We start from the raw sequence: 19,135 nt of genomic DNA on the forward strand, positions 1-19,135 counted from the left end.
ACAAGTGGTCGGGGCTTTTCTTTATATGGAGATAGCGTTGGCTATGTGCTGGCCGCTATGAAAAGGGAACTAATCTTTGTGCAGGTGATTGGCGGCGTAAAGGGTGTTCTCCATGAGGGTGGCGACTGTCATTGGTCCAACGCCGCCGGGTACTGGCGTGATCCAGCTCGCGCGTTCCGCTGCTTCGTCAAATTCCACGTCGCCAACCAGTGCGCCATCTTCTTTGCGGTTGATGCCCACATCAATCACGATGGCGCCGGGCTTTATCCATTCGCCTTTAACAATGCCTGGGCGTCCCACCGCGACGACGACAATGTCAGACTGGCTTACTTTGGCTGGAAGATTGACCGTAAAGCGGTGAGTGATAGTGACGGTGCAGCCTGCTAACAATAGCTCCAGTCCCATTGGGCGTCCGACAATATTGGAAGCTCCAACCACCAGTGCGTCTTTTCCGCGTAGTTCAACGCCCGTGCGGGCCAGTAGTGTCATGATGCCTTTAGGGGTGCAGGGGCGGAGTACGGGCATGCGCTGCGCCAGTCGGCCAAGGTTGTAGGGGTGGAAGCCGTCAACGTCTTTGTCTGGTTTGATGCGTTCTAATATGTTGTCTGCATCCATATGTGCAGGGAGAGGCAGTTGGACAAGTATGCCGTCAATGGCGTTGTCTTCGTTAAGCGTGTCGATCAGGCTGAGCAACTCTTGCTCTGTCGTGCTCTCTTCCAGTGTGTATTTTTGGGAGAGAAATCCGACTTCTTCGCAAGCCTTGGTTTTATTCTTAACATAAACTTGGGAGGCGGGATCCTCTCCCACTAATACAACGGCGAGACCGGGAGGGCGTAAGCCGCTATCGATACGGGCTTTTACGCCTTCTGCAACATTTTTGCGAACGTCCGCGGCGACCTGCTTGCCGTCGATCAGCCTAGCGTGATGGTTGTTCTGGGCGTGAGTCATAGTCATGGCCAACTGATGGGAATAGGGGCCCACATTTTACTGAAATGGCGTCGTAGCTCAATTGTTTAATGTAATGGGCCAGGAAGCTCCCGGCAGGGTGATTTTATCCAAAGCTATGCGTTTGCGCATGATGAGGGTATTGGTAGCTAATGGGCGTCTATATGTATGTTATGGTGTTGAAGTGAAAATATAGGCGTGAGACCGGCGCTTCTAGATATCTTGTTCATTTATATGTGATTGCGGGTTATTGCCACTCGAATGGCCCGTGTTAGAAAATATTTTAAGTATTTTCAAATTGATGGTTGACGGTGGTGGGTGCCGCGAGTATTATTCGCGCCAGCTTTCGCTGAGACGCCTGGTCTCACTAAGAGCGGGGTATAGCGCAGTCTGGTAGCGCGCCTGCTTTGGGAGCAGGATGTCGGGAGTTCGAATCTCTCTACCCCGACCACTTTACTCAGTGAGTAATCACAGTTTAAGGTGGTAATTCGCAAGGATTCGCGAATATAGAGCGCCCGTAGCTCAACCGGATAGAGCATCGGCCTTCTAAGCCGAGGGTTGCAGGTTCGAGTCCTGCCGGGCGCGCCATGCTACGGAATGGTGGCCCTTAGTTAGCGAAGCATTTGTGGTGGACGTAGCTCAGTCGGTAGAGCTCAGGATTGTGATTCCTGCGGTCGAGGGTTCGATCCCCTTCGTCCACCCCATTCCTCTCAAGCTTTAGGGCTTGTTAAAAAGTTTTGATGTATTTTGCAGCAAAACTACCTCTTATAGTGCGAAAGTGGCGGAACTGGTAGACGCGCTGGATTTAGGTTCCAGTACCGAAAGGTGTGAGAGTTCGAGTCTCTCCTTTCGCACCATGTTAATATTTAATAATTGCGAAGCTCCTCGTTTGTATTCTCTACTTGCTAAAGCATCCGGGGCTCCGTAATATTTGCCTCCACTTTTTTAAGTTGCGTATCAGAATCGAGGATTATCATGCAAGTTTCGCTAGAGTCGACCTCTTCTATCGAGCGTCGAATGACAATTGGTGTGCCGGCAACTCAAGTTAACTCGGAAGTAGAAAAGCGTTTGCGGAAAACTGCTCGTACTGTCCGCATGAATGGTTTCCGTCCCGGCAAAGTACCGATGAGCGTGGTCAAAAAGCGCTACGGAGAGGGCGTACGCCAGGAAGTTATCGGCGAAATGATGCGCGACGCTTATGTTGAGGCGCTTCAGAAAGAAGACCTGAACCCCGCCGGCTATCCCAAATTTGAACCCAAAAAAATCGAAGACGGCGAAGACTTGGAGTTTATCGCCACTTTTGAAATCTATCCTGAAGTAGCTATCGGCGACCTTTCCTCTATCAGCGTTGAAAAAGAAGACTTTGAAATCGTTGATGCTGACGTTGATAGCATGATCGAAAAGCTGCGTCAGCAGTCTTCTGTATGGAAAGACAGCGAAGACGCGGCTGCTGAAGGCGACCGTCTGACTATCGACTTTAAAGGTATGGTTGATGGCGAAGCGTTCGAAGGCGGTTCTGCGCAAAATGCACAGATCGTTATCGGCTCCAAACGGATGATTCCTGGCTTTGAAGACGGCTTGGTAGGTTTAAAAGCTGGCGATGAAAAAACGCTGGATCTGACATTCCCTGAAGACTATCACGCAGAAAACCTGAAAGGTAAACCTGCTCAGTTTGAAGTGAAAGTGAGTAAGGTTGAGCGCTCTGAGCTGCCTGAAATCAATGATGAGTTTTTCGCGCAGTACGGTGTGCAGGAAGGTGGCGAAGAGGCTTTCAAAGTCGAAATTCGCAAAAACATGGAGCGCGAAGCAAAATTTGCCATCGCAAACAAAGTTAAACAGCAAGTGGTTGATCAGTTGCTGGGCTTGAGCGAATTTGAAGTCCCTTCCGCTTTGGTTGACTCTGAAGTTAACAGAATGCGTGAAGATGCCGCTCAACGTTTTGGCGGCGGCCAAATGAAGGCTTCGCAATTGCCTGCGGAACTGTTTAAGGATCAAGCGGTCAAACGAGTTAAGACCGGCTTAATTTTTGCTCAAGTGGTTAAGGATAACAATCTGGAAGCAACTGAAGAGCAGATCGAAGCGAAAATTCGTGAGCTGGCCTCTAGCTATCAAGAGCCTGAGCAAGTAGTTAGCTGGTATATGAGCAACCCTGAGCAGAAGGCTCAAATGCAGTCTGTAGTTCTGGAAGACGTAGTAGTGGACTTTGTAGCGGACAAGGCGAAGATCGAGACTAAGTCCGTATCATACGAAGACGCTGTCAAGCCTAGAACGGCTTCTGCTGCGGAAGCTGATCAAGCGGAAGACGCTGAGCAAAGCGCGGAATAAAAAACGCGGTCTTGCGCTAAAAAAGCCAGCAAATTAAGCTAGAATGACAAACAGCCGGTAACGTCCGGCTGTTTGTCTTTTATAGAAAGCAATGGAGTTCTGATAAAAATGGCTCGCGACGACAACGCAATGATGATGAATAAATTAGAAATAGCCAATGCTCTGGTGCCCATGGTGGTCGAGCAGACCGCGCGGGGCGAAAGATCCTACGATATATACTCAAGGCTGTTGAAGGAGCGGATCATTTTTCTGGTCGGCCAAGTTGAAGACCACATGGCTAACTTGGTGGTGGCGCAGTTGTTGTTCCTGGAGTCAGAGAACCCGGACAAAGATATTCATCTCTACATCAATTCTCCTGGCGGTTCCGTGACTGCGGGGCTGTCAATTTACGACACCATGCAATTTATTAAGCCTGACGTTTCTACGATGTGTATCGGGCAGGCGGCTAGTATGGGCGCCTTACTGCTAAGCGGCGGAGCTGCTGGAAAGCGATACTGTTTGCCGCACTCTCGAGTGATGATCCACCAGCCACTACTGGGCGGCCTTCAAGGGCAAGCTTCTGATATTGAGATACATGCCAAGGAAATTCTGTTGTTGCGCGAGAAGCTGAACAACATTCTCTCCAAGCACACTGGGCAAGATATCGAGACAATCGCCCGCGACACCGACCGGGATAAATTCATGGACGCGGAGATGGCTAAAAATTATGGCTTGATAGACTCCGTGCTTGATAAACGGGTGGTTGGTTAGCATACTTGGAGTATGGTAAATACGTAAGACTAACTAAACCCGTCTTGCATATATTGAATTAATTTAGGGGTAGTTTGATGGCTGATGAAAGAAGCGGAAAGGGCGAAGACAGCGGAAAGTTGCTGTATTGCTCCTTTTGCGGGAAAAGCCAACATGAGGTTCGCAAGCTGATCGCCGGTCCGTCTGTATTTATTTGCGATGAGTGCGTTGATCTGTGCAACGACATTATCCGCGAAGAGATTCAGGAAGCGACCACCAGTGACAGCAGCGACAGGTTGCCCACACCTCACGAAATTAAAGAGACGCTGGATGACTATGTTATTGGTCAGACCCGAGCCAAACTTGCACTGGCTGTCGCGGTTTACAACCATTACAAGCGCCTGCGTTACGAAGACAAAAAAGGTGAAGTTGAGTTAGGCAAGAGTAATATTTTGCTGATCGGGCCCACCGGTAGCGGTAAGACTTTGTTGGCTGAAACGCTGGCGAGATTACTGAACGTGCCCTTTACTATCGCTGACGCCACAACATTGACGGAAGCCGGTTATGTCGGCGAAGACGTTGAAAATATCATTCAGAAGTTGTTGCAGAAGTGCGACTATGATGTTGAGAAGGCGCAGAAAGGTATCGTATATATTGACGAAATCGATAAGATTTCGCGTAAATCCGATAATCCCTCTATAACGCGTGATGTGTCTGGCGAAGGCGTTCAACAGGCGCTGCTGAAGCTGATTGAGGGCACCGTCGCCTCTGTGCCGCCTCAGGGTGGCCGCAAGCATCCGCAGCAGGAATTTTTGCAAGTAGATACTTCGAATATTCTTTTCATCTGCGGCGGCGCATTTGCCGGATTGGAGAAGATTATTCGGGATCGCGCCGAAAAGGGCAGTATTGGATTCTCGGCAGTAGTGAAGAGTCAAATAAGCTCCAAGTCCGTTGGCGAGACATTGAAAGACGTAGAAACAGAGGACTTGATCAAGTTTGGCTTGATTCCTGAGTTTGTCGGTCGTTTACCTGTTATCGCAACATTGGATGAGTTGGACGAGGAGGCGTTGATTCAGATTTTGACTCAGCCGCGCAACGCTCTTACCAAGCAGTACTCCAAGCTGTTTGAGATGGAAAGCGTTGAAGTGGACTTCCGTGAGGACGCCTTGCGCTCAATCGCCAAGAAAGCCATGGAGCGTAAAACGGGTGCGAGGGGGCTTCGCTCTATACTTGAGCAAGTTCTTCTGAGGACCATGTATGACATTCCTTCAGAGCAGGATGTCTGCAAAGTCGTTATCGACGAGGGCGTTATCGCTGGCGAGTCTGAACCAATCAAAATCTACAAGAACAGCGAACAGGCCAAATTGGCTGCTGACGAGTAGCTTCTATTGCGGTAATGGTTAAATTACCGCCTGTTTTTGAAGGTTTTTGTAAAAAATGGGGCGTTCAGCCCCTTTTTTCTAAAATATTCCTATCTTGTAATCATCCTACATTTGTATTTTGCGGCCATTGTCCCCATCATCTATAGCAAGTGAAAGATAGTGACCAGCATACGGCGCGTGTAAGAAGCGCCATCAAGTTCTGAGGTGTTATATGGTTGAGGGTTCATCACCTATCGTAATCCCTTTACTGCCATTGCGTGATGTTGTTGTTTTCCCGCATATGGTGATCCCTTTGTTTGTTGGCAGAGCCAAATCTATTAAAGCTCTCGAAGAAGCAACGGAAGGCAATAAGGAAATTCTGCTGGTAGCTCAGCGTGACCCCGCGGACGAAGACCCGGGGCAGTCTGAAATTTATGGCATCGGCACCGTATCAACTATCCTGCAGATGCTTAAACTTCCTGACGGCACTGTAAAAGTGCTGGTTGAGGGCAACTATCGCGCCCATATTGACCGCGTTGAAAACGACGATTATCTCAGTGCGAAAGTCAGTGAGCTGCCTGAGCCAATCCTGTCTGAGCGTTCTGCCGATGTACTTACTCGTTCTCTGCTGTCTCAGTTCGAACAATACGTGAAGCTGAGTAAGAAAATCCCAAATGAACTATCCGATTCGTTGAGCAATATTGCTGAGCCCGGACGTTTGGCCGATACCATCGCGGCGCATTTGGAGCTTAAGCTTGAGTCCAAGCAAGAGCTACTGGAAGTTGTGGATGTTAAGGCGCGAGTTGAAGCGCTGATGCAGAGACTGGAGAATGAGATTGACATTCTGCAGGTGGAGCAGCGTATTCGCGGCCGCGTTAAAAAGCAGATGGAAAAGAGCCAGCGCGAGTATTACCTCAACGAGCAGATGAAAGCCATTCAAAAGGAAATGGGCGATCTGGGCGATGGCGGTAACGAGCTGGAGCAGCTTGAAAAACGCATCCTTTCGGCAGGTATGCCTGAAGAGGCGCGTAAGAAGGCGGAGTCTGAATTAAGTAAGCTCAAAATGATGTCGCCAATGTCCGCTGAAGCGACGGTTGTGCGCAGCTACATCGATTGGATGGTGAATATTCCATGGAAAAAGCGCAGCCGTGTTAAACATGACTTGGATGCCGCGCGTAAGATCCTGAATGAAGATCACTACGGTCTGGAAGAGGTTAAAGAGCGAATTCTTGAATATTTGGCGGTACAGAGTCGGGTCAAGAAGATGAAAGGGCCCGTGCTTTGCCTGGTCGGCCCTCCAGGCGTAGGTAAGACCTCGCTGGGGCAGTCAGTTGCAAAAGCCACAAACCGTAAGTACGTTCGTATGGCTCTTGGTGGCGTACGTGATGAGGCTGAGATTCGCGGTCATCGTCGGACTTATATTGGCTCTTTGCCCGGAAAGCTGTTGCAGAAACTGGCGAAAGTCAACGTAAAGAACCCGTTGTTCCTGTTCGATGAGATCGACAAAATGGGGATGGATCATCGCGGCGATCCAGCGTCGGCTTTGCTGGAAGTGTTGGATCCAGAGCAGAACCATACTTTTAACGACCACTACTTGGAAGTGGATTATGACCTGTCAGAGGTCATGTTTGTCTGTACTTCCAATACGATGAATATTCCGCCCGCGCTGCTGGATCGTATGGAGATTATTCGGATTCCGGGATATACGGAAGACGAAAAGGTGAATATTGCTCAGAAATACTTGTTGCCCAAGCAAATGGTGAACAACGGTTTGCAGGAAGGTGAGATGGAGACCGATGAGCAGGCCATTCGCACAGTCATTCGCTATTACACGAAAGAGGCGGGCGTGCGTGGGCTTGAGCGTGAGATCGCCAAAATCTGTCGCAAAGTAGTTAAAGAAAATGTATTGCTGAAAAGCAAGAAGGGGGAGCCTCGTCGCGTCACCGAAGAAAATCTGGAAGACTACTTGGGAGTGCGTAAGTTCAACTACGGCAAAGCCTCGTCTCAAGATCGCGTTGGACAGGTTACTGGGTTGGCTTGGACTCAGGTTGGCGGCGAACTGCTGACAATTGAGTGCACCTCGGTGCCTGGCAAGGGGAAGGTGGTGAAAACCGGTTCGCTTGGCGATGTTATGCAGGAGTCTATTCAGGCGGCTTTGACGGTAGTGAGAGGGCGTTCTCATGTGCTGGGCATCGCCCCTGATTTCCATGAAAAGAATGATATTCACGTACACGTTCCCGAAGGCGCAACGCCAAAGGATGGCCCTAGCGCAGGTATTGGAATGTGCACCGCGTTGGTATCGAGTTTGACCAATGCGCCGGTTAAGGCTAACGTGGCGATGACAGGAGAGATCACCCTTCGAGGTGAAGTCCTGGCTATCGGTGGACTTAAGGAGAAGTTATTGGCCGCGCACCGTGGCGGTATTAAAACGGTGGTGATACCACAGGAAAATGTTCGTGACTTAAAGGAGATTCCAGATAACATCAAAAATGAACTGGAAATTATTCCAGTTACATGGATAGATGAAGTTTGGAATATTGCACTGGGGGATGACTTTGCAAATAGGTTATCTAGTGCAGAAGGGGGCGTATCAGAAAAAGATAAAGGCTCCATAAATAAAGGTGATGAAACTTCTGATGGGGCGGACCGTATAAATACGCACTAGTGGAAGAAGCTGCTTGACACGCTTTTATCCGTGTTGGTATAAATGATCGCGTTGTCAGGCAGCGTCCCACAAGGGCTGCCGGCCAATTAAAAGAAGAAAAAGGATGTACTCACGCTCTAAAGTTATAAGTGTGTTGTATACCTGAATTCCTTCATCACCAGTCAATTAATCAATTCAAAAAGATCTAAGGGGTTTAGTGTGAATAAGTCAGAATTGATTGATGCTGTTGCTGCATCTGCAGACATCTCAAAAGCGGCTGCTGGTCGTGCTCTTGATGCTGTCGTTGAGTCAGTTACTGAAGCATTAAAAAAGGGTGAGCAGGTTACTTTGATCGGTTTTGGTACGTTCTCTGTTAAAGAGCGCGCTGCACGCACTGGTCGCAACCCGCAAACTGGCGCTACGATTAAAATCGACGCCGCCAAAGTTCCCAGCTTTAAAGCCGGTAAAGCTCTGAAAGACGCAGTCAACTAGCATCTTGTGTCCCTAGTAAAATAGGGACGCAATGCAATCGAAGGAGCGGTAGTTCAGTCGGTTAGAATACCGGCCTGTCACGCCGGGGGTCGCGGGTTCGAGTCCCGTCCGCTCCGCCAAGATCCAAGGCGCCCAAGAGCGCCTTTTTTCATTAGAACAGTACAACCAGATTTGGAAGTTAGAATTCTAAGAGGGGCGCATGCTTCAAAATATTCGGGATAACGCCCAGGGCGTGATCGCCAAGGTAATTGTCGGCCTAATTGTAATGACGTTTGCCTTCTTTGGCGTTGAGTCTATCGTTGGAGGGCTCAGCGGCGAGCCCGAAGTTGCGTCAGTCAATGGCGAACCTATCACCAAGTCTCAGTTCGAACGCCAGTTCGAGAGAAACCGCCTTCAGGCTATCGCCAGCATGGGAGAGAACTACGATCCCAGCAAAATCGATGAAAACAAACTGCGTAAAACCACCCTTGATGAATTTATAGCCCGCGAGGTTCAGCTACAGGCTGCGCGAGAGGCTGGTTTCGCTGTTTCTGATGCAACCATCAACAATTTTATTACCCAGTGGCCAATGGCCCAGAAAGACGGTAAATACGACAATAACCAGTTCATGGAGGCGCTACGCAGGATTGGCATGCGTCCTTTGGAATTCCGTAAAGAGTTATCGGATGAGCTGCTGGTGGGACAGTTGCAGTCTGGAATTGCTCAAACCTCTTTTGTTATTGGGGAAGAACTGAATGAACTGCTGAGAATGGAGCGTCAAACTCGCAGTTTCAGTTACTACCGCCTTAACGCTGAAGATGTTGCGAAAGATATCCAGATTAGCGACGTGGAAGCTGAAGAATATTACAACGCGAACAAAGACGAATTTATCCTGCCTGAGCGTATTATTGTCAACTACATCGAGTTGACTCGGGATGCTTTGGTGGGGCGCGCAGAAGTCAGCGATGAAGAAATAAGCGCGCGCTATGAGCAGGAAAAGAAAGACTTTCATGTTTCTGAGCAGCGCCGTGCTGCCCATATCCTGATCGAAACTTCTGATGATGTATCAGATGAGCAGGCGTTGGCAAAGGCTAAAGAAGTTGAGCAGAAGTTGAAAGACGGCGGCGACTTTGCTGCGCTGGCGAAAGAGTTTTCAAATGATTTAGGTTCGGCCAACGACGGCGGTGATTTGGGATATGCTCAGGAAGGCGCGTTTGTGAAGCCTTTCGAAGAAAAGCTGTTTTCCATGAATGTGGGCGAGATTTCTGAGCCGGTCAAGACTGAGTATGGCTACCACATCATTAAGTTGAATGATGTCAAAGCTGTTGAAATGCCAAGTCTGGAAGAATCCAGGGATCGTATAGTTAAAGAGTTGCAGGAGCAGAAGGCGGATAGTCTGTTCGTTGAAGTCAACGCCAAATTGAAAGATGTCACTTATACTGCGGATGATCTGGCAGGACCGGCTGAGGAGCTTGGCCTGACGGTTCAAACTTCCGAGCCGTTCTCCAGAGAAGGCGGACAAGGTATTTTCAGTGGCCCTCAGGTAATTCAAGAAGCTTTCTCTGCGGACGTCATTGAAGACGGCCACAACAGCCAAGTTATCGATCTTGGCAAGGAAGGAAGCTTGGTATTGAGGAAGAAAGAACTGTTGCCCAGCGTGCCGCAACAGTTTGCTGAGGTGAAAGAGTCTATTAAACAGAAGCTGGCTGTGCAGAAAGCGAAAGATTCTCTGGCTGCGAAATCAGAAGAAATGGTCGCTCAGCTGAAGAGCGGTGATCTGGCCCCGGTTTCTAAAGGCGCGGATGGCGAGCAAACTGGTTGGGTGGAGCTGAACGACGCTCGTCGTTCTCAGGCTGGCGCTGCGGATATTGCCCGCTTAGCCTTTAAGTTGCCCAAACCGGCGGAAGGTAAGCCTGTTATAGAGAAGTTCGAGACAAACTTTGGTTATGCGGTCATCGTTCTGAATGAAGTGAAGGATAATACAGAAGACCTGAGCGAAGCGGAGCAAAAGACCTACAGAACCTTCATGGCGAGTCGCAATGGTCAGCGTGAATACAGCGACTACAATGAGAAGATTCAAGACGCGGCGGAGATAGAGCGTCTGTAAAAGTTCTCGATTTTAAGTTAATAAAAAGACGGCCATGAGCCGTCTTTTTTGTTGTCTAGAACTGATTATCACCATACAAAACCAGGCCGCTTGTAAAAGGCTTTGTCTTGGGGGAGGGCGATGGCGTCGCAGTGAGCCCTCCGCCAGACCTTGGTCTCTCTGAAGCTTTTCCCGTAAGGGATTTTACTGATCTTGCGCCCCCGTCTAACTGAGAATTGTGTACTGGTTATCTTTACCGGAGAAGCAATTGCGGTATCTTTACTTTACAAACAGTTACGTTGTAATCCCGTAATTTCACAGAATAAAAACGAGTGGAAATGAATGCTTCTAGTGCTCGCCGGTTCGGTGCTCGCTTTCAATATCGCCAACGAGGCGGCTATTGTTGAGCCGCAGCCTAAAGGGGTTGTGGTGTATCAACAGGCAATCAGCACTGCGGGTAATGACGTTGCATTTTTGCGTTACGATACGATGGTGGAACCAGCGAAAGAACAAAAGTTTCGCAATATCACCAGGCAAGCCTATGATTACAGTTGCGGCTCCGCTGCGCTGACTACAGTGTTGGAACATTATCTGGGACGTACTTTCGAAGAACGTCAGATCATGGAGGGGCTGCTTCATTATGGCGACGCTGCCCGTATTGTAGAGCGTCGTGGCTTTTCCATGCTCGACTTCAAACGGCTGGTGACGGCGCTGGGATATCCTTCCGGCGGCTTCAAAGCGGAAATTGAAGACTTGGCTGAGCTGGATCACCCCGCCATCGTGCCTATCCGCTATGGCGGCTTCAAACATTTCATTGTCGTTCGCGCAGTTCGCGATAATCGCGTTTTTGTGGCGGACCCCTCGTTGGGCAACATCACGTTTACGGTGGAACTGTTCAAAGAACATTGGGATCAGAATGTTCTCTTTATTGTCTTTCCTGGTAATACCAAGCCCGTGGACGGACTGGAATTAAGAGAAGAGGACATGCGCTATGTGGATGAGCAGACCTTCACTTTAAATGCATACCGGGAATTTCCTCAGTTTCATGAGGCGACAGAGTTTCGCATACGTAACGAACTGGAAAGACTTAAAAACAACGAAGACGGTTCAGTTAACAATACCAACAAGTATTTGCACTACAAACGCAATTAAAAAGTCCTGAAAACGTAACCGTCTGGAAAAGCTAATAAATACAATAACATTAAGGGAAAGCTAATGAAGCATTGGGTAGTATCCTGTGTTTACTGTGCGCTTACTTTTACTGCTGCTTCGCCTGTCTTAGCCGATGATGAGCAAAGCAGCGTAGACAAGGCCAGAGAGGCGTTGACCAAACAGGAGGACGATGCCGATTCCGCGAAGCAACTGGAGGAAGTATTCCAGGCGGCGGAGAAAAACTACTCCTTGTTGAAGAAGGGCAAGATGTCATTGACCTATGCCTTTGACTACAGCTACTTCGGCGATCAGCGCCTGGATATTGATATCGTCAACGGCTCATTCCGGAATTTTGACGTCACGCCTGCTGCGCAACATACCTTCACCAACACTTTTACTTTTGACTACGGCGTAATGGACAACTTAACCCTATCCACACGCGTGCCGTTGTCCACCAAATATGATACTGAGACAGAGTTGAATAACTCTGATGTGGGGGATGTTTCACTGACCGCCCGTTGGCAGCCTTTCGCTTATGTGCCGGGGAAGCCATCTTATACCCTGTTCAGCACTTTCAAGTCTAAAACCGGGGTCAGTCCATATGAAATTGACGTCAAGAGACAGCTGTCTTCCGGGAGCGGTTATTACTCGTTTTCCGTCGGGGGCAGCTTTTCCAAGGTGCTTGATCCCGTCGTCATATTCAGCTCCGTCAGTTATACCTTCCCTCTGAAAGAGACAGATCTGAACCAGGTGCGCGGGGGGCAGAGGCTGGTCTCTGTAGAGCCCGCCAACTCCCTGTCGCTATCGGCGGGTTTTTCGTATGCGCTGTCATATGACGTATCGCTCAGTGTTTCATCTCAGCTGAGCTATTCGGATGAAACCGTTCTGACTTTCAACACTGGCAACAAAGCTGTCGCCCAGGATCAGGTCAGCAGTCTGATGAGTTTCGCCATGGGGATTCGCGTCAGTGAAACCAAAATCATTAACACCTCTGTGGGGTTTGGTCTCACAGAGGATTCGCCTGATGTAACTATCGGGGTGTCTATCCCCATCAATATCGCAGGACTTAAAGAGCAATAAGCGGGAACAACAATCAGGCAGAGTTGTAAGATGAGCTTAAATATTAATAAGAATACAAAGCTCCTGGCTACGGCGGGACTATGCGCAGCCTGCTGGAGCGGAATTGCCTCCGCCCAGCTGGCGACGAATCTGATGGTGGATCCCTACGCTTTATCGCTGGGAAACGCTGTGACGGCTGCGCCTCCTGGCGTGGCTTCCATTCACTATAATCCCGCCGGTCTGACCAAGCTGAAAGGACGTCAGCTGGCGGTGACGCTGATGGGGGTTCACGCCAACATACAGTCGGACTTTTACGCTCCTGAAGGCTATAACGTATTTGGGATCGATGGGGTTGAAAACGACCCTATATTCGATGGCGATACGGTCGCCAGGAGTCGCACGAATACCATCGCTCTGTATGTGCCTGGCTTCGGCATCCAGCGTCTGCCGAAAGGTCCGCCGGCATTGGCGCCTTCTGTGGGGTTCAGTCTGAACCCGCCTGGCTCTAAATTCACCTTTGCGAACCTCACCTACGGCCCGGAAATTCTGGGCTATTACCGGAAGAAAGACGATCCCGCCAGATATCTGGGCAAGGCGTTGTCATTGCAGCGTTTTACGTATTTATCACCCTCATTTGGTTATGAAATAAACGATGAGTGGTCGGTGGGGTTTGGCGTCAGCATGTCGTCTCAATCGTTGGCGCTGGATACATATACCCGCGCGCCCAACCTGATGATTGGCGTATTGGAAGTCCTGCAGGACGCCTTCAACTGTGAGACCGGAGAAGAGCCTCTGGCGCCGTTTTTGGGGCTGTGCGGCGGTAATGTCGGTCCTTGGGACGACATTGGCGGGATGAGTATTCAGGTGCAGGAGACGCTCTCTCCGAAGTATCACCTTGGCGTGCTCTGGGAGCCGACGGATTGGTTCGCATGGGGGGCCAGCTATCAGAGCGAGTCCGACATGAAGTTGAAAGGGACTTATGAGCTTGCGTACACCGATGACTGGTCTGGTTTCTGGCGTTCCTTCAACGGCTCGATTGTTGGCGCTATTACCGCAGGGATATTCTCACTGCCTTCCGGGACGCCCCGAGAAGCGGGGCAGCTATCCATCGATCTGACTCACCCTCAGCACTTCCAAACCGGCGTCAGTGTGAAGCTGAATCACCAGTTTACCGTGAATGTGGATGTGGGATGGACAGATTACAGTTCCTGGGACGCCTTCCTGCTCAAGTTTGATCGCAATCTGGAGTTTTTGGGGGCGGCGCGTCTGTTGTCGCCTAACGCGACGGCGAACACCATGCGTTTGCCGCTGGAGTATCAGGATGTCTGGAACCTGGGCATTGGCGTCGAGCACCATCTTTCCAACCGTCTGGATCTTCGTTTCGGGGTGGAGATGCGTAACTCGCCGATCCCGCATAATCGCCGCGATATTCTGGCTCCTCTGAATGATACGGTGCTGTACAGCGTAGGCATGGGGTACAAGTGGGATAGAGATACGACGGTGGACTTCAACCTCAGCTACATGCGTAGTTGGCAGTATATTCCCGCCGGCTCCAGTTTGAATCTGAACGACGACGGTATTCAGAATATTGTTTATAACCCCTATGCTGGCGTGGATGTGGAGACCAATCTGAAACTGATTATGGCGGGTATGACTTTCCGGACGGCGTTTTGAGCATGAAGAAAACAGCATTACTTCTCTCGCTGGCGCTATTCAGTAGCGGTTCGGTGTTGGCGGACAGGTATTACACCTGGGTGGACGAAAACGGCCAGGTGCGCCATACGCTGATACGTGATGGACAACCGGCGGCTTCGCCGCAGGCCCAACAACAGACACTGCCAGAAGCGGCCCAATCGACGCCCGAACAAAGTCCAACCTCTACAGAGGCAGCTGCTCCCCCAGTTGAGAAGGAGATTAATGCAGAGGCGACGTCTTCCAGTCAGGCGCAGGAAGTCTCTGTTGCAAATGACGTTCAGGAAGTATCTAAAGCAGATTCGCCCCAGCCTGCGTCGCCAGTGAGCCAGTCTAAATCAAGCCAACGCGAAATTATTGACGAGTCTACCTATATCGATGCGGCGGAGTTGGAAAAACGGGGCTTCGTGCGAGAAGGCGATAGTCGCTTTTACACTTGGGTTGACACTAACGGAGTCATGCATACAGAGGAATACAATCCCGCGGACGCTAAGTCCAAGGCGCACGTGCAGCCTCTGCAACCTACCCAGGTCGTGGCGGATGAACAGCGGATCGAGAAGGCCAGTCTCCCTGAAGGCGCAGACCCCTTTGCAGCCGATCTGCTAGGGCTGAACGCGCCGGGCGCGAAGCAGGAGATTGACCTTATCTATGAACGCTGCTGTGAAAACCTGGTGAATGACGAGCGGGTTGAGCTTGAGTTTGATGATGGGGAATTACTGGAAATTCACAAGGACGAACAGGGTTATAACTTCGGCGTAGGCTACAGTCTGTACCGAGTTGTGGAGATCCCTGAAGGCAGCGTCAATCGATTGTTGCAGTTGCGCGCCTATGCGCAACCTGACGCGTTTTATCCATCGGTGTTGGTATTGGATAGCGCATGGAAGCCGGTGCGCTTTTTACAGGACTTACTCTATATCTATGAGCCGGAAAACTGGTTCCGTTATGGCTATCTGGAAGGTTTTCTCAGGGTAAAAACGAAGGATGAGAAGTATCTCGTCTTGCTGACGACGGGGGCTGATCTCAAAAAACGCACTGTTGCAGAAGGCGTGGCTGACAAACCGGTCGTTATCAGCCACTCCGCCAGCGGTATACTGCATCTGGCGATTCTGCCGCCTGAGTAGGCGACAGGATGGATGCTAATCCTCGGGGACGGCGGGATTGATCCATGGGAAAGAGCGCCAATAGAACAGACCGCCGCCGGCCGGCGCTGTGCAATTGTAACGGAAGCGACGGCCTTTGAACGGCGCCATTCCTACGACGGTCACTTCGTTATTGTCGACTGCGCTGTCGAGAAGTCCTTGTCCGCTGCCGTAGCAAGTAACCTTTGCGTTCAACTCAGTGCTGAAGCGCAATTGCGGAGGGTTGTTATCCGCAATCAGGATGTTCTGTGGCGACAGCATTTGAGCAGGCAACGGTAGCGTGCTCAGTTTTTCTTTTAATTGCGGCACAGAACTGTAGGCGTTAGAGGCGGGAAAGCGGGGCAGGGCGGTCCAGTCGCTATCCGGTCCAATAGGCCCGGAGTGTTGGCCCAATCCTACGTAACCCATTGAACTCACTAATTTTTGTAGTGACGTATCGTATTCGCCGTAAGGGTAGGCGAGTAGTTTGAGTGAGGCGCCCGTCTCTTCCTCGATTCTTTTTTCCGCTTGTTCGATATTTTGAGTGATGCGGGCGCGCCAGGCGCTGGCGTCTTCATTGGTTTTGACTTCCACCATATGGATGTGGCCCACGCCATGGTTCGCCACCACGCCGCCGTGTTTCCCCATTTCTCGAGCCTGTTCCCAGGTAATGTGCGTGCTACGGTGATTATCAAGCGCGTCCGGGTTCAGGAAAATCGTGAATGGATAACCACGTTCTTTCAGCAGCGGGTAGGCGGTTTCGTAAATACTTTTGTAGCCGTCGTCAAAAGTCAGGGCGACTGTTTTCTCGGGCAGGCTGCCGCCTTCCTGAAGTGTGCGAATGATCTCCGCCAATGGCAGCACTTGGTAGCCATTATCGGCAATAAAGTTTATATGCTGGCGAAAGAGCGCCGGGGCGGTGGAGGTGCTGCGCGGAGTATCGTCGCTAATGTGATGATATTGCAGTATATATGCGCGGGCGGGACTTTCTTGAGCCTGAGCTGATGGGCAAAGCAAGACGCCGATGGCTATTCCAAGCGACTGTATTCGGCGTGTAGTTGGCGTTGCAGTGAGAGAATAGCGTCCGTTATTCATAGTGAGTAATAAACCTTCAATACTTCATATGCTTCCGTGATGGCTTGAAACAACGCGGTGTCTCCGCCACGGTCTGGGTGATGTTCCATGGCGAGGCGGCGGTAGCGAGCCTTAATCTGTCCTGCGTCGCTATCTGGAGCGCACCCCAGGGTGTCCAACGCGGACTGCTTTTGATGGGGGTGTACGTACATCAGCCAAAAATCCCGGATCAGCTTTTCCACGTCCGCGGCGCTGGTGTCGAATAGGTTTTTGGGGTTGAGGTAGTACTCCGCCAAAGGGTCCGCCGCAACCGGCGCGTTGTGGTTGCTGTGGGCCTCCGCATCGTAGTGATAAAGGGTGATGCGTACGGAGGTCATGGCGAGGACAAGATTATGTTCTTGTAACCATTTGTTTTTCAAGCGATAGAGCGTATGGAACGTCAAGAAGTGGGTCTGAAAAAGGTCCAGTGGAGATTGCAGGCAGTTCTCAGAAAAAATGCTATGTGGCGGCAGGGTCAGTTGTTTGATTAGGTCGTGTTCGGAAATCATTGCCGGGCCGGGGAGTAGAATCTCTGCGACGGCTTGTTCCAGTTTTTGCGTGAGATAGCGCCAACTGGTCGGTTCGCGGGAACCTTCCGTACCTGCTAAGGTCAAATCCTCTGGTATGTCTGGATGATCAAAACTCATGAGCGTAAGACTATTTTTAATCCTGATTTTTATGGGCTGGTTGTCGGGCGAAGCCATTGCGGCGCCGAAGGCCGAGTATTGGGGCCTGTGGGACAAGGCCAATGAGCGAAACCCTGCTTTGCTAGATCATAGCACTTGGACCCGTCTTCTGCAGACCCGCCTTAGTGATGATGGGGACGGCTTCGCCAGATTGTCGTACGGCAGGTTTACGACGGAAGAGAAGCGTCAGCTGGATGACTACATTGCCTCACTGACGGCCGTTGATCCCCGCGAGTATTCCAGAGATACGCAAATGGCGTACTGGATCAACTTATATAACGCCCTGACCGTGCAGCTGGTGCTGCAACATTATCCGGTAGACAGCATTAAGGAGATTGGCGGCGGCTGGTTTCATTTTGGACCCTGGGACGATGTCATCACCTATGTGCAAGGTCAGGCGCTGACATTGAACGATATCGAGCACCGAATTCTGCGCCCCATTTGGAAAGACAAACGCATCCACTATGCAGTCAACTGCGCCAGCCTCGGCTGCCCCAATCTTCTTCCTGAAGCCTTCGACCCCAATCGCCTGGAAGAACAATTAAATAACGCCGCGCAAAACTTCATCCGTCATCCCAAAGGTGTGGCTTTCGTTAAAGACGGCTTGCGGCTTTCCACTATCTATGACTGGTATCAAAGCGACTTCGGCTCCAGACAAGAACTTCTTGATCATCTCACCAAGTACTCCGTGGAGCCGGAAAAGAGCCGCCTGAGCAATTATCGAGGCGGCATCGAATACGCCTATGATTGGAAGCTGAATGATGCGCGTTAGGGGAGGCCTTGGTTCCACGTAAACTTAACATTCACTGTTTACAGACTGAACAAAAACTGCACTGGCGTTATGCGGGGGGATTTAGGCTATAATGCGCACCCGTTAACCGGAGGTAGTGAGATATGACGGCGGCTTTTAAGTCAGAGATGGCGCAGCGCGATCGCTTGGAGTTGAACAAACTGAGAAAACTGCTGCGGCGTGAAGTCGGCAGGGCGATTGCTGATTTCAATATGATTGAGGATGGCGACAAGGTGATGTGCTGCCTCAGTGGCGGTAAAGACTCTTACGCCATGCTGGACATCCTGTTGAATCTGAAAAAGCACGCGCCTATCAGCTTTGAAGTTATTGCGGTCAACCTGGACCAGAAACAACCCGGTTTTCCGGAGCATGTCCTGCCTGAGTATCTGAGCTCCCTGGGCGTTGAGTATTACGTCATTGAGCGCGATACATATAGCATCGTGAAAGACAAAATCCCTGAGGGCAAAACCACCTGTGGTTTGTGTTCACGTCTACGCCGCGGGATTCTGTACGACTTCGCCGTCGAGCATAAGTGCACCAAGATTGCGTTGGGACATCACCGCGACGACATCATGGAAACGCTGTTTCTGAATATGTTCTACGGCGGTAAAATGCGCGCAATGCCTCCCAAGCTGAAAAGCGATGACGGCCGCAATATCGTAATTCGTCCTCTGGCTTACTGCCGTGAAAAAGACATTGAGCGTTACGCTGGCCTGCGTGAGTTTCCAATTATTCCCTGCAACCTGTGCGGCTCTCAGGAAAACCTGCAGAGACAGAACATCAAAATGATGCTGCAGGACTGGGATAAGCGTTTCCCCGGTCGTTTGGAAAACATGTTCCGCGCTGTGCAAAACGTGCTGCCATCACACTTGTGCGACACCAGACTTTACGACTTCGACAAGCTGGAGAGATACAGCATGGAGCCGGAAGAGTTCAATCAAATCAGCGTACTTAACCTCTAAAC

Annotated in this window: 15 protein-coding genes and 5 tRNA genes; 17 read left to right on the top strand and 3 right to left on the bottom strand. The window is 50.5% G+C overall.

Features of this window, described 5'->3' with window-relative positions; all coding sequences use genetic code 11:
* Nucleotides 1-69: 69 nt before the first annotated feature.
* Nucleotides 70-954: a bifunctional methylenetetrahydrofolate dehydrogenase/methenyltetrahydrofolate cyclohydrolase FolD gene (gene folD, locus O5O45_RS05055; RefSeq protein ID WP_305904169.1), complete on the bottom strand. Its 885-nt coding sequence runs from the start codon at nt 952-954 to the stop codon at nt 70-72.
* Between the two features lie 365 nt (nt 955-1,319).
* Between folD and O5O45_RS05060 the strand changes: the two genes are divergently transcribed.
* The 15 genes from O5O45_RS05060 (at nt 1,320) to O5O45_RS05130 (ending at nt 15,585) form a co-directional block, all read left to right on the top strand.
* Nucleotides 1,320-1,396, top strand: a tRNA-Pro gene (locus O5O45_RS05060).
* A gap of 60 nt (nt 1,397-1,456) precedes the next feature.
* Nucleotides 1,457-1,533: transfer RNA gene (locus tag O5O45_RS05065), tRNA-Arg, on the top strand.
* A 40-nt stretch (nt 1,534-1,573) separates the two neighbouring features.
* Nucleotides 1,574-1,649 (top strand) — tRNA-His (locus O5O45_RS05070).
* A gap of 68 nt (nt 1,650-1,717) precedes the next feature.
* Nucleotides 1,718-1,802, top strand: a tRNA-Leu gene (locus O5O45_RS05075).
* Nucleotides 1,803-1,920: 118 nt separating this feature from the next.
* A complete protein-coding gene (gene tig / locus O5O45_RS05080; protein WP_305904170.1) occupies nt 1,921-3,270 on the top strand; it encodes a trigger factor in 1,350 nt (449 codons plus the stop codon).
* Nucleotides 3,271-3,378: 108 nt separating this feature from the next.
* Nucleotides 3,379-4,020, top strand: a complete 642-nt coding sequence (gene clpP / locus O5O45_RS05085) for an ATP-dependent Clp endopeptidase proteolytic subunit ClpP (protein ID WP_371747965.1) — start codon at nt 3,379-3,381, stop codon at nt 4,018-4,020.
* Between the two features lie 77 nt (nt 4,021-4,097).
* The gene (gene clpX / locus O5O45_RS05090) at nt 4,098-5,381 is read left to right on the top strand and encodes an ATP-dependent Clp protease ATP-binding subunit ClpX (protein ID WP_305904171.1); all 1,284 of its coding nucleotides are present in this window, start codon (nt 4,098-4,100) and stop codon (nt 5,379-5,381) included.
* 211 nt (nt 5,382-5,592) lie between these two features.
* The gene (gene lon / locus O5O45_RS05095; RefSeq protein WP_305904172.1) at nt 5,593-8,025 is read left to right on the top strand and encodes an endopeptidase La; all 2,433 of its coding nucleotides are present in this window, start codon (nt 5,593-5,595) and stop codon (nt 8,023-8,025) included.
* A gap of 198 nt (nt 8,026-8,223) precedes the next feature.
* A complete protein-coding gene (gene hupB / locus O5O45_RS05100) occupies nt 8,224-8,496 on the top strand; it encodes a nucleoid-associated protein HU-beta (protein WP_011396062.1) in 273 nt (90 codons plus the stop codon).
* A 42-nt stretch (nt 8,497-8,538) separates the two neighbouring features.
* Nucleotides 8,539-8,615: transfer RNA gene (locus tag O5O45_RS05105), tRNA-Asp, on the top strand.
* Nucleotides 8,616-8,695: 80 nt separating this feature from the next.
* Complete coding sequence (locus O5O45_RS05110) at nt 8,696-10,582, top strand: SurA N-terminal domain-containing protein (protein ID WP_305904173.1); 1,887 nt, start codon at nt 8,696-8,698, stop codon at nt 10,580-10,582.
* A 321-nt stretch (nt 10,583-10,903) separates the two neighbouring features.
* Nucleotides 10,904-11,713 carry a C39 family peptidase gene (locus O5O45_RS05115; protein WP_305904174.1) on the top strand — a complete coding sequence of 270 codons (810 nt, stop codon included), beginning with the start codon at nt 10,904-10,906 and terminating at the stop codon, nt 11,711-11,713.
* A gap of 63 nt (nt 11,714-11,776) precedes the next feature.
* The gene (locus tag O5O45_RS05120; RefSeq protein ID WP_305904175.1) at nt 11,777-12,793 is read left to right on the top strand and encodes a transporter; all 1,017 of its coding nucleotides are present in this window, start codon (nt 11,777-11,779) and stop codon (nt 12,791-12,793) included.
* 30 nt (nt 12,794-12,823) lie between these two features.
* Complete coding sequence (locus O5O45_RS05125) at nt 12,824-14,446, top strand: OmpP1/FadL family transporter (RefSeq protein WP_305904176.1); 1,623 nt, start codon at nt 12,824-12,826, stop codon at nt 14,444-14,446.
* Between the two features lie 2 nt (nt 14,447-14,448).
* On the top strand, nt 14,449-15,585 hold the full coding sequence (locus O5O45_RS05130) for a MalM family protein (RefSeq protein ID WP_305904177.1): 1,137 nt from the start codon (nt 14,449-14,451) through the stop codon (nt 15,583-15,585).
* Between the two features lie 15 nt (nt 15,586-15,600).
* Here O5O45_RS05130 and O5O45_RS05135 read toward each other — a convergent pair whose 3' ends face one another.
* Together O5O45_RS05135 and O5O45_RS05140 are read right to left on the bottom strand one after the other, a co-directional pair.
* Nucleotides 15,601-16,677, bottom strand: coding sequence for a polysaccharide deacetylase family protein (locus O5O45_RS05135; RefSeq protein WP_305904178.1), 1,077 nt, complete (start codon nt 16,675-16,677; stop codon nt 15,601-15,603).
* Complete coding sequence (locus O5O45_RS05140; RefSeq protein WP_305904179.1) at nt 16,674-17,342, bottom strand: DNA-J related domain-containing protein; 669 nt, start codon at nt 17,340-17,342, stop codon at nt 16,674-16,676. The genes O5O45_RS05135 and O5O45_RS05140 overlap by 4 nt, the downstream gene beginning before the upstream one ends.
* Here O5O45_RS05140 and O5O45_RS05145 point away from each other — a divergent pair.
* Nucleotides 17,341-18,153 (top strand): DUF547 domain-containing protein, encoded by an 813-nt coding sequence (locus tag O5O45_RS05145; RefSeq protein WP_305904180.1) that lies wholly within the window; start codon nt 17,341-17,343, stop codon nt 18,151-18,153. The genes O5O45_RS05140 and O5O45_RS05145 overlap by 2 nt on opposite strands.
* A gap of 122 nt (nt 18,154-18,275) precedes the next feature.
* Entirely contained in the window at nt 18,276-19,133 is an 858-nt protein-coding gene (gene ttcA, locus O5O45_RS05150; RefSeq protein ID WP_011396072.1) for a tRNA 2-thiocytidine(32) synthetase TtcA, read from the top strand.
* Nucleotides 19,134-19,135: the final 2 nt, after the last annotated feature.

It is taken from the genome of Hahella sp. HNIBRBA332, from assembly GCF_030719035.1.
In the GTDB taxonomy this organism is placed as follows: Bacteria; Pseudomonadota; Gammaproteobacteria; order Pseudomonadales; family Oleiphilaceae; genus Hahella.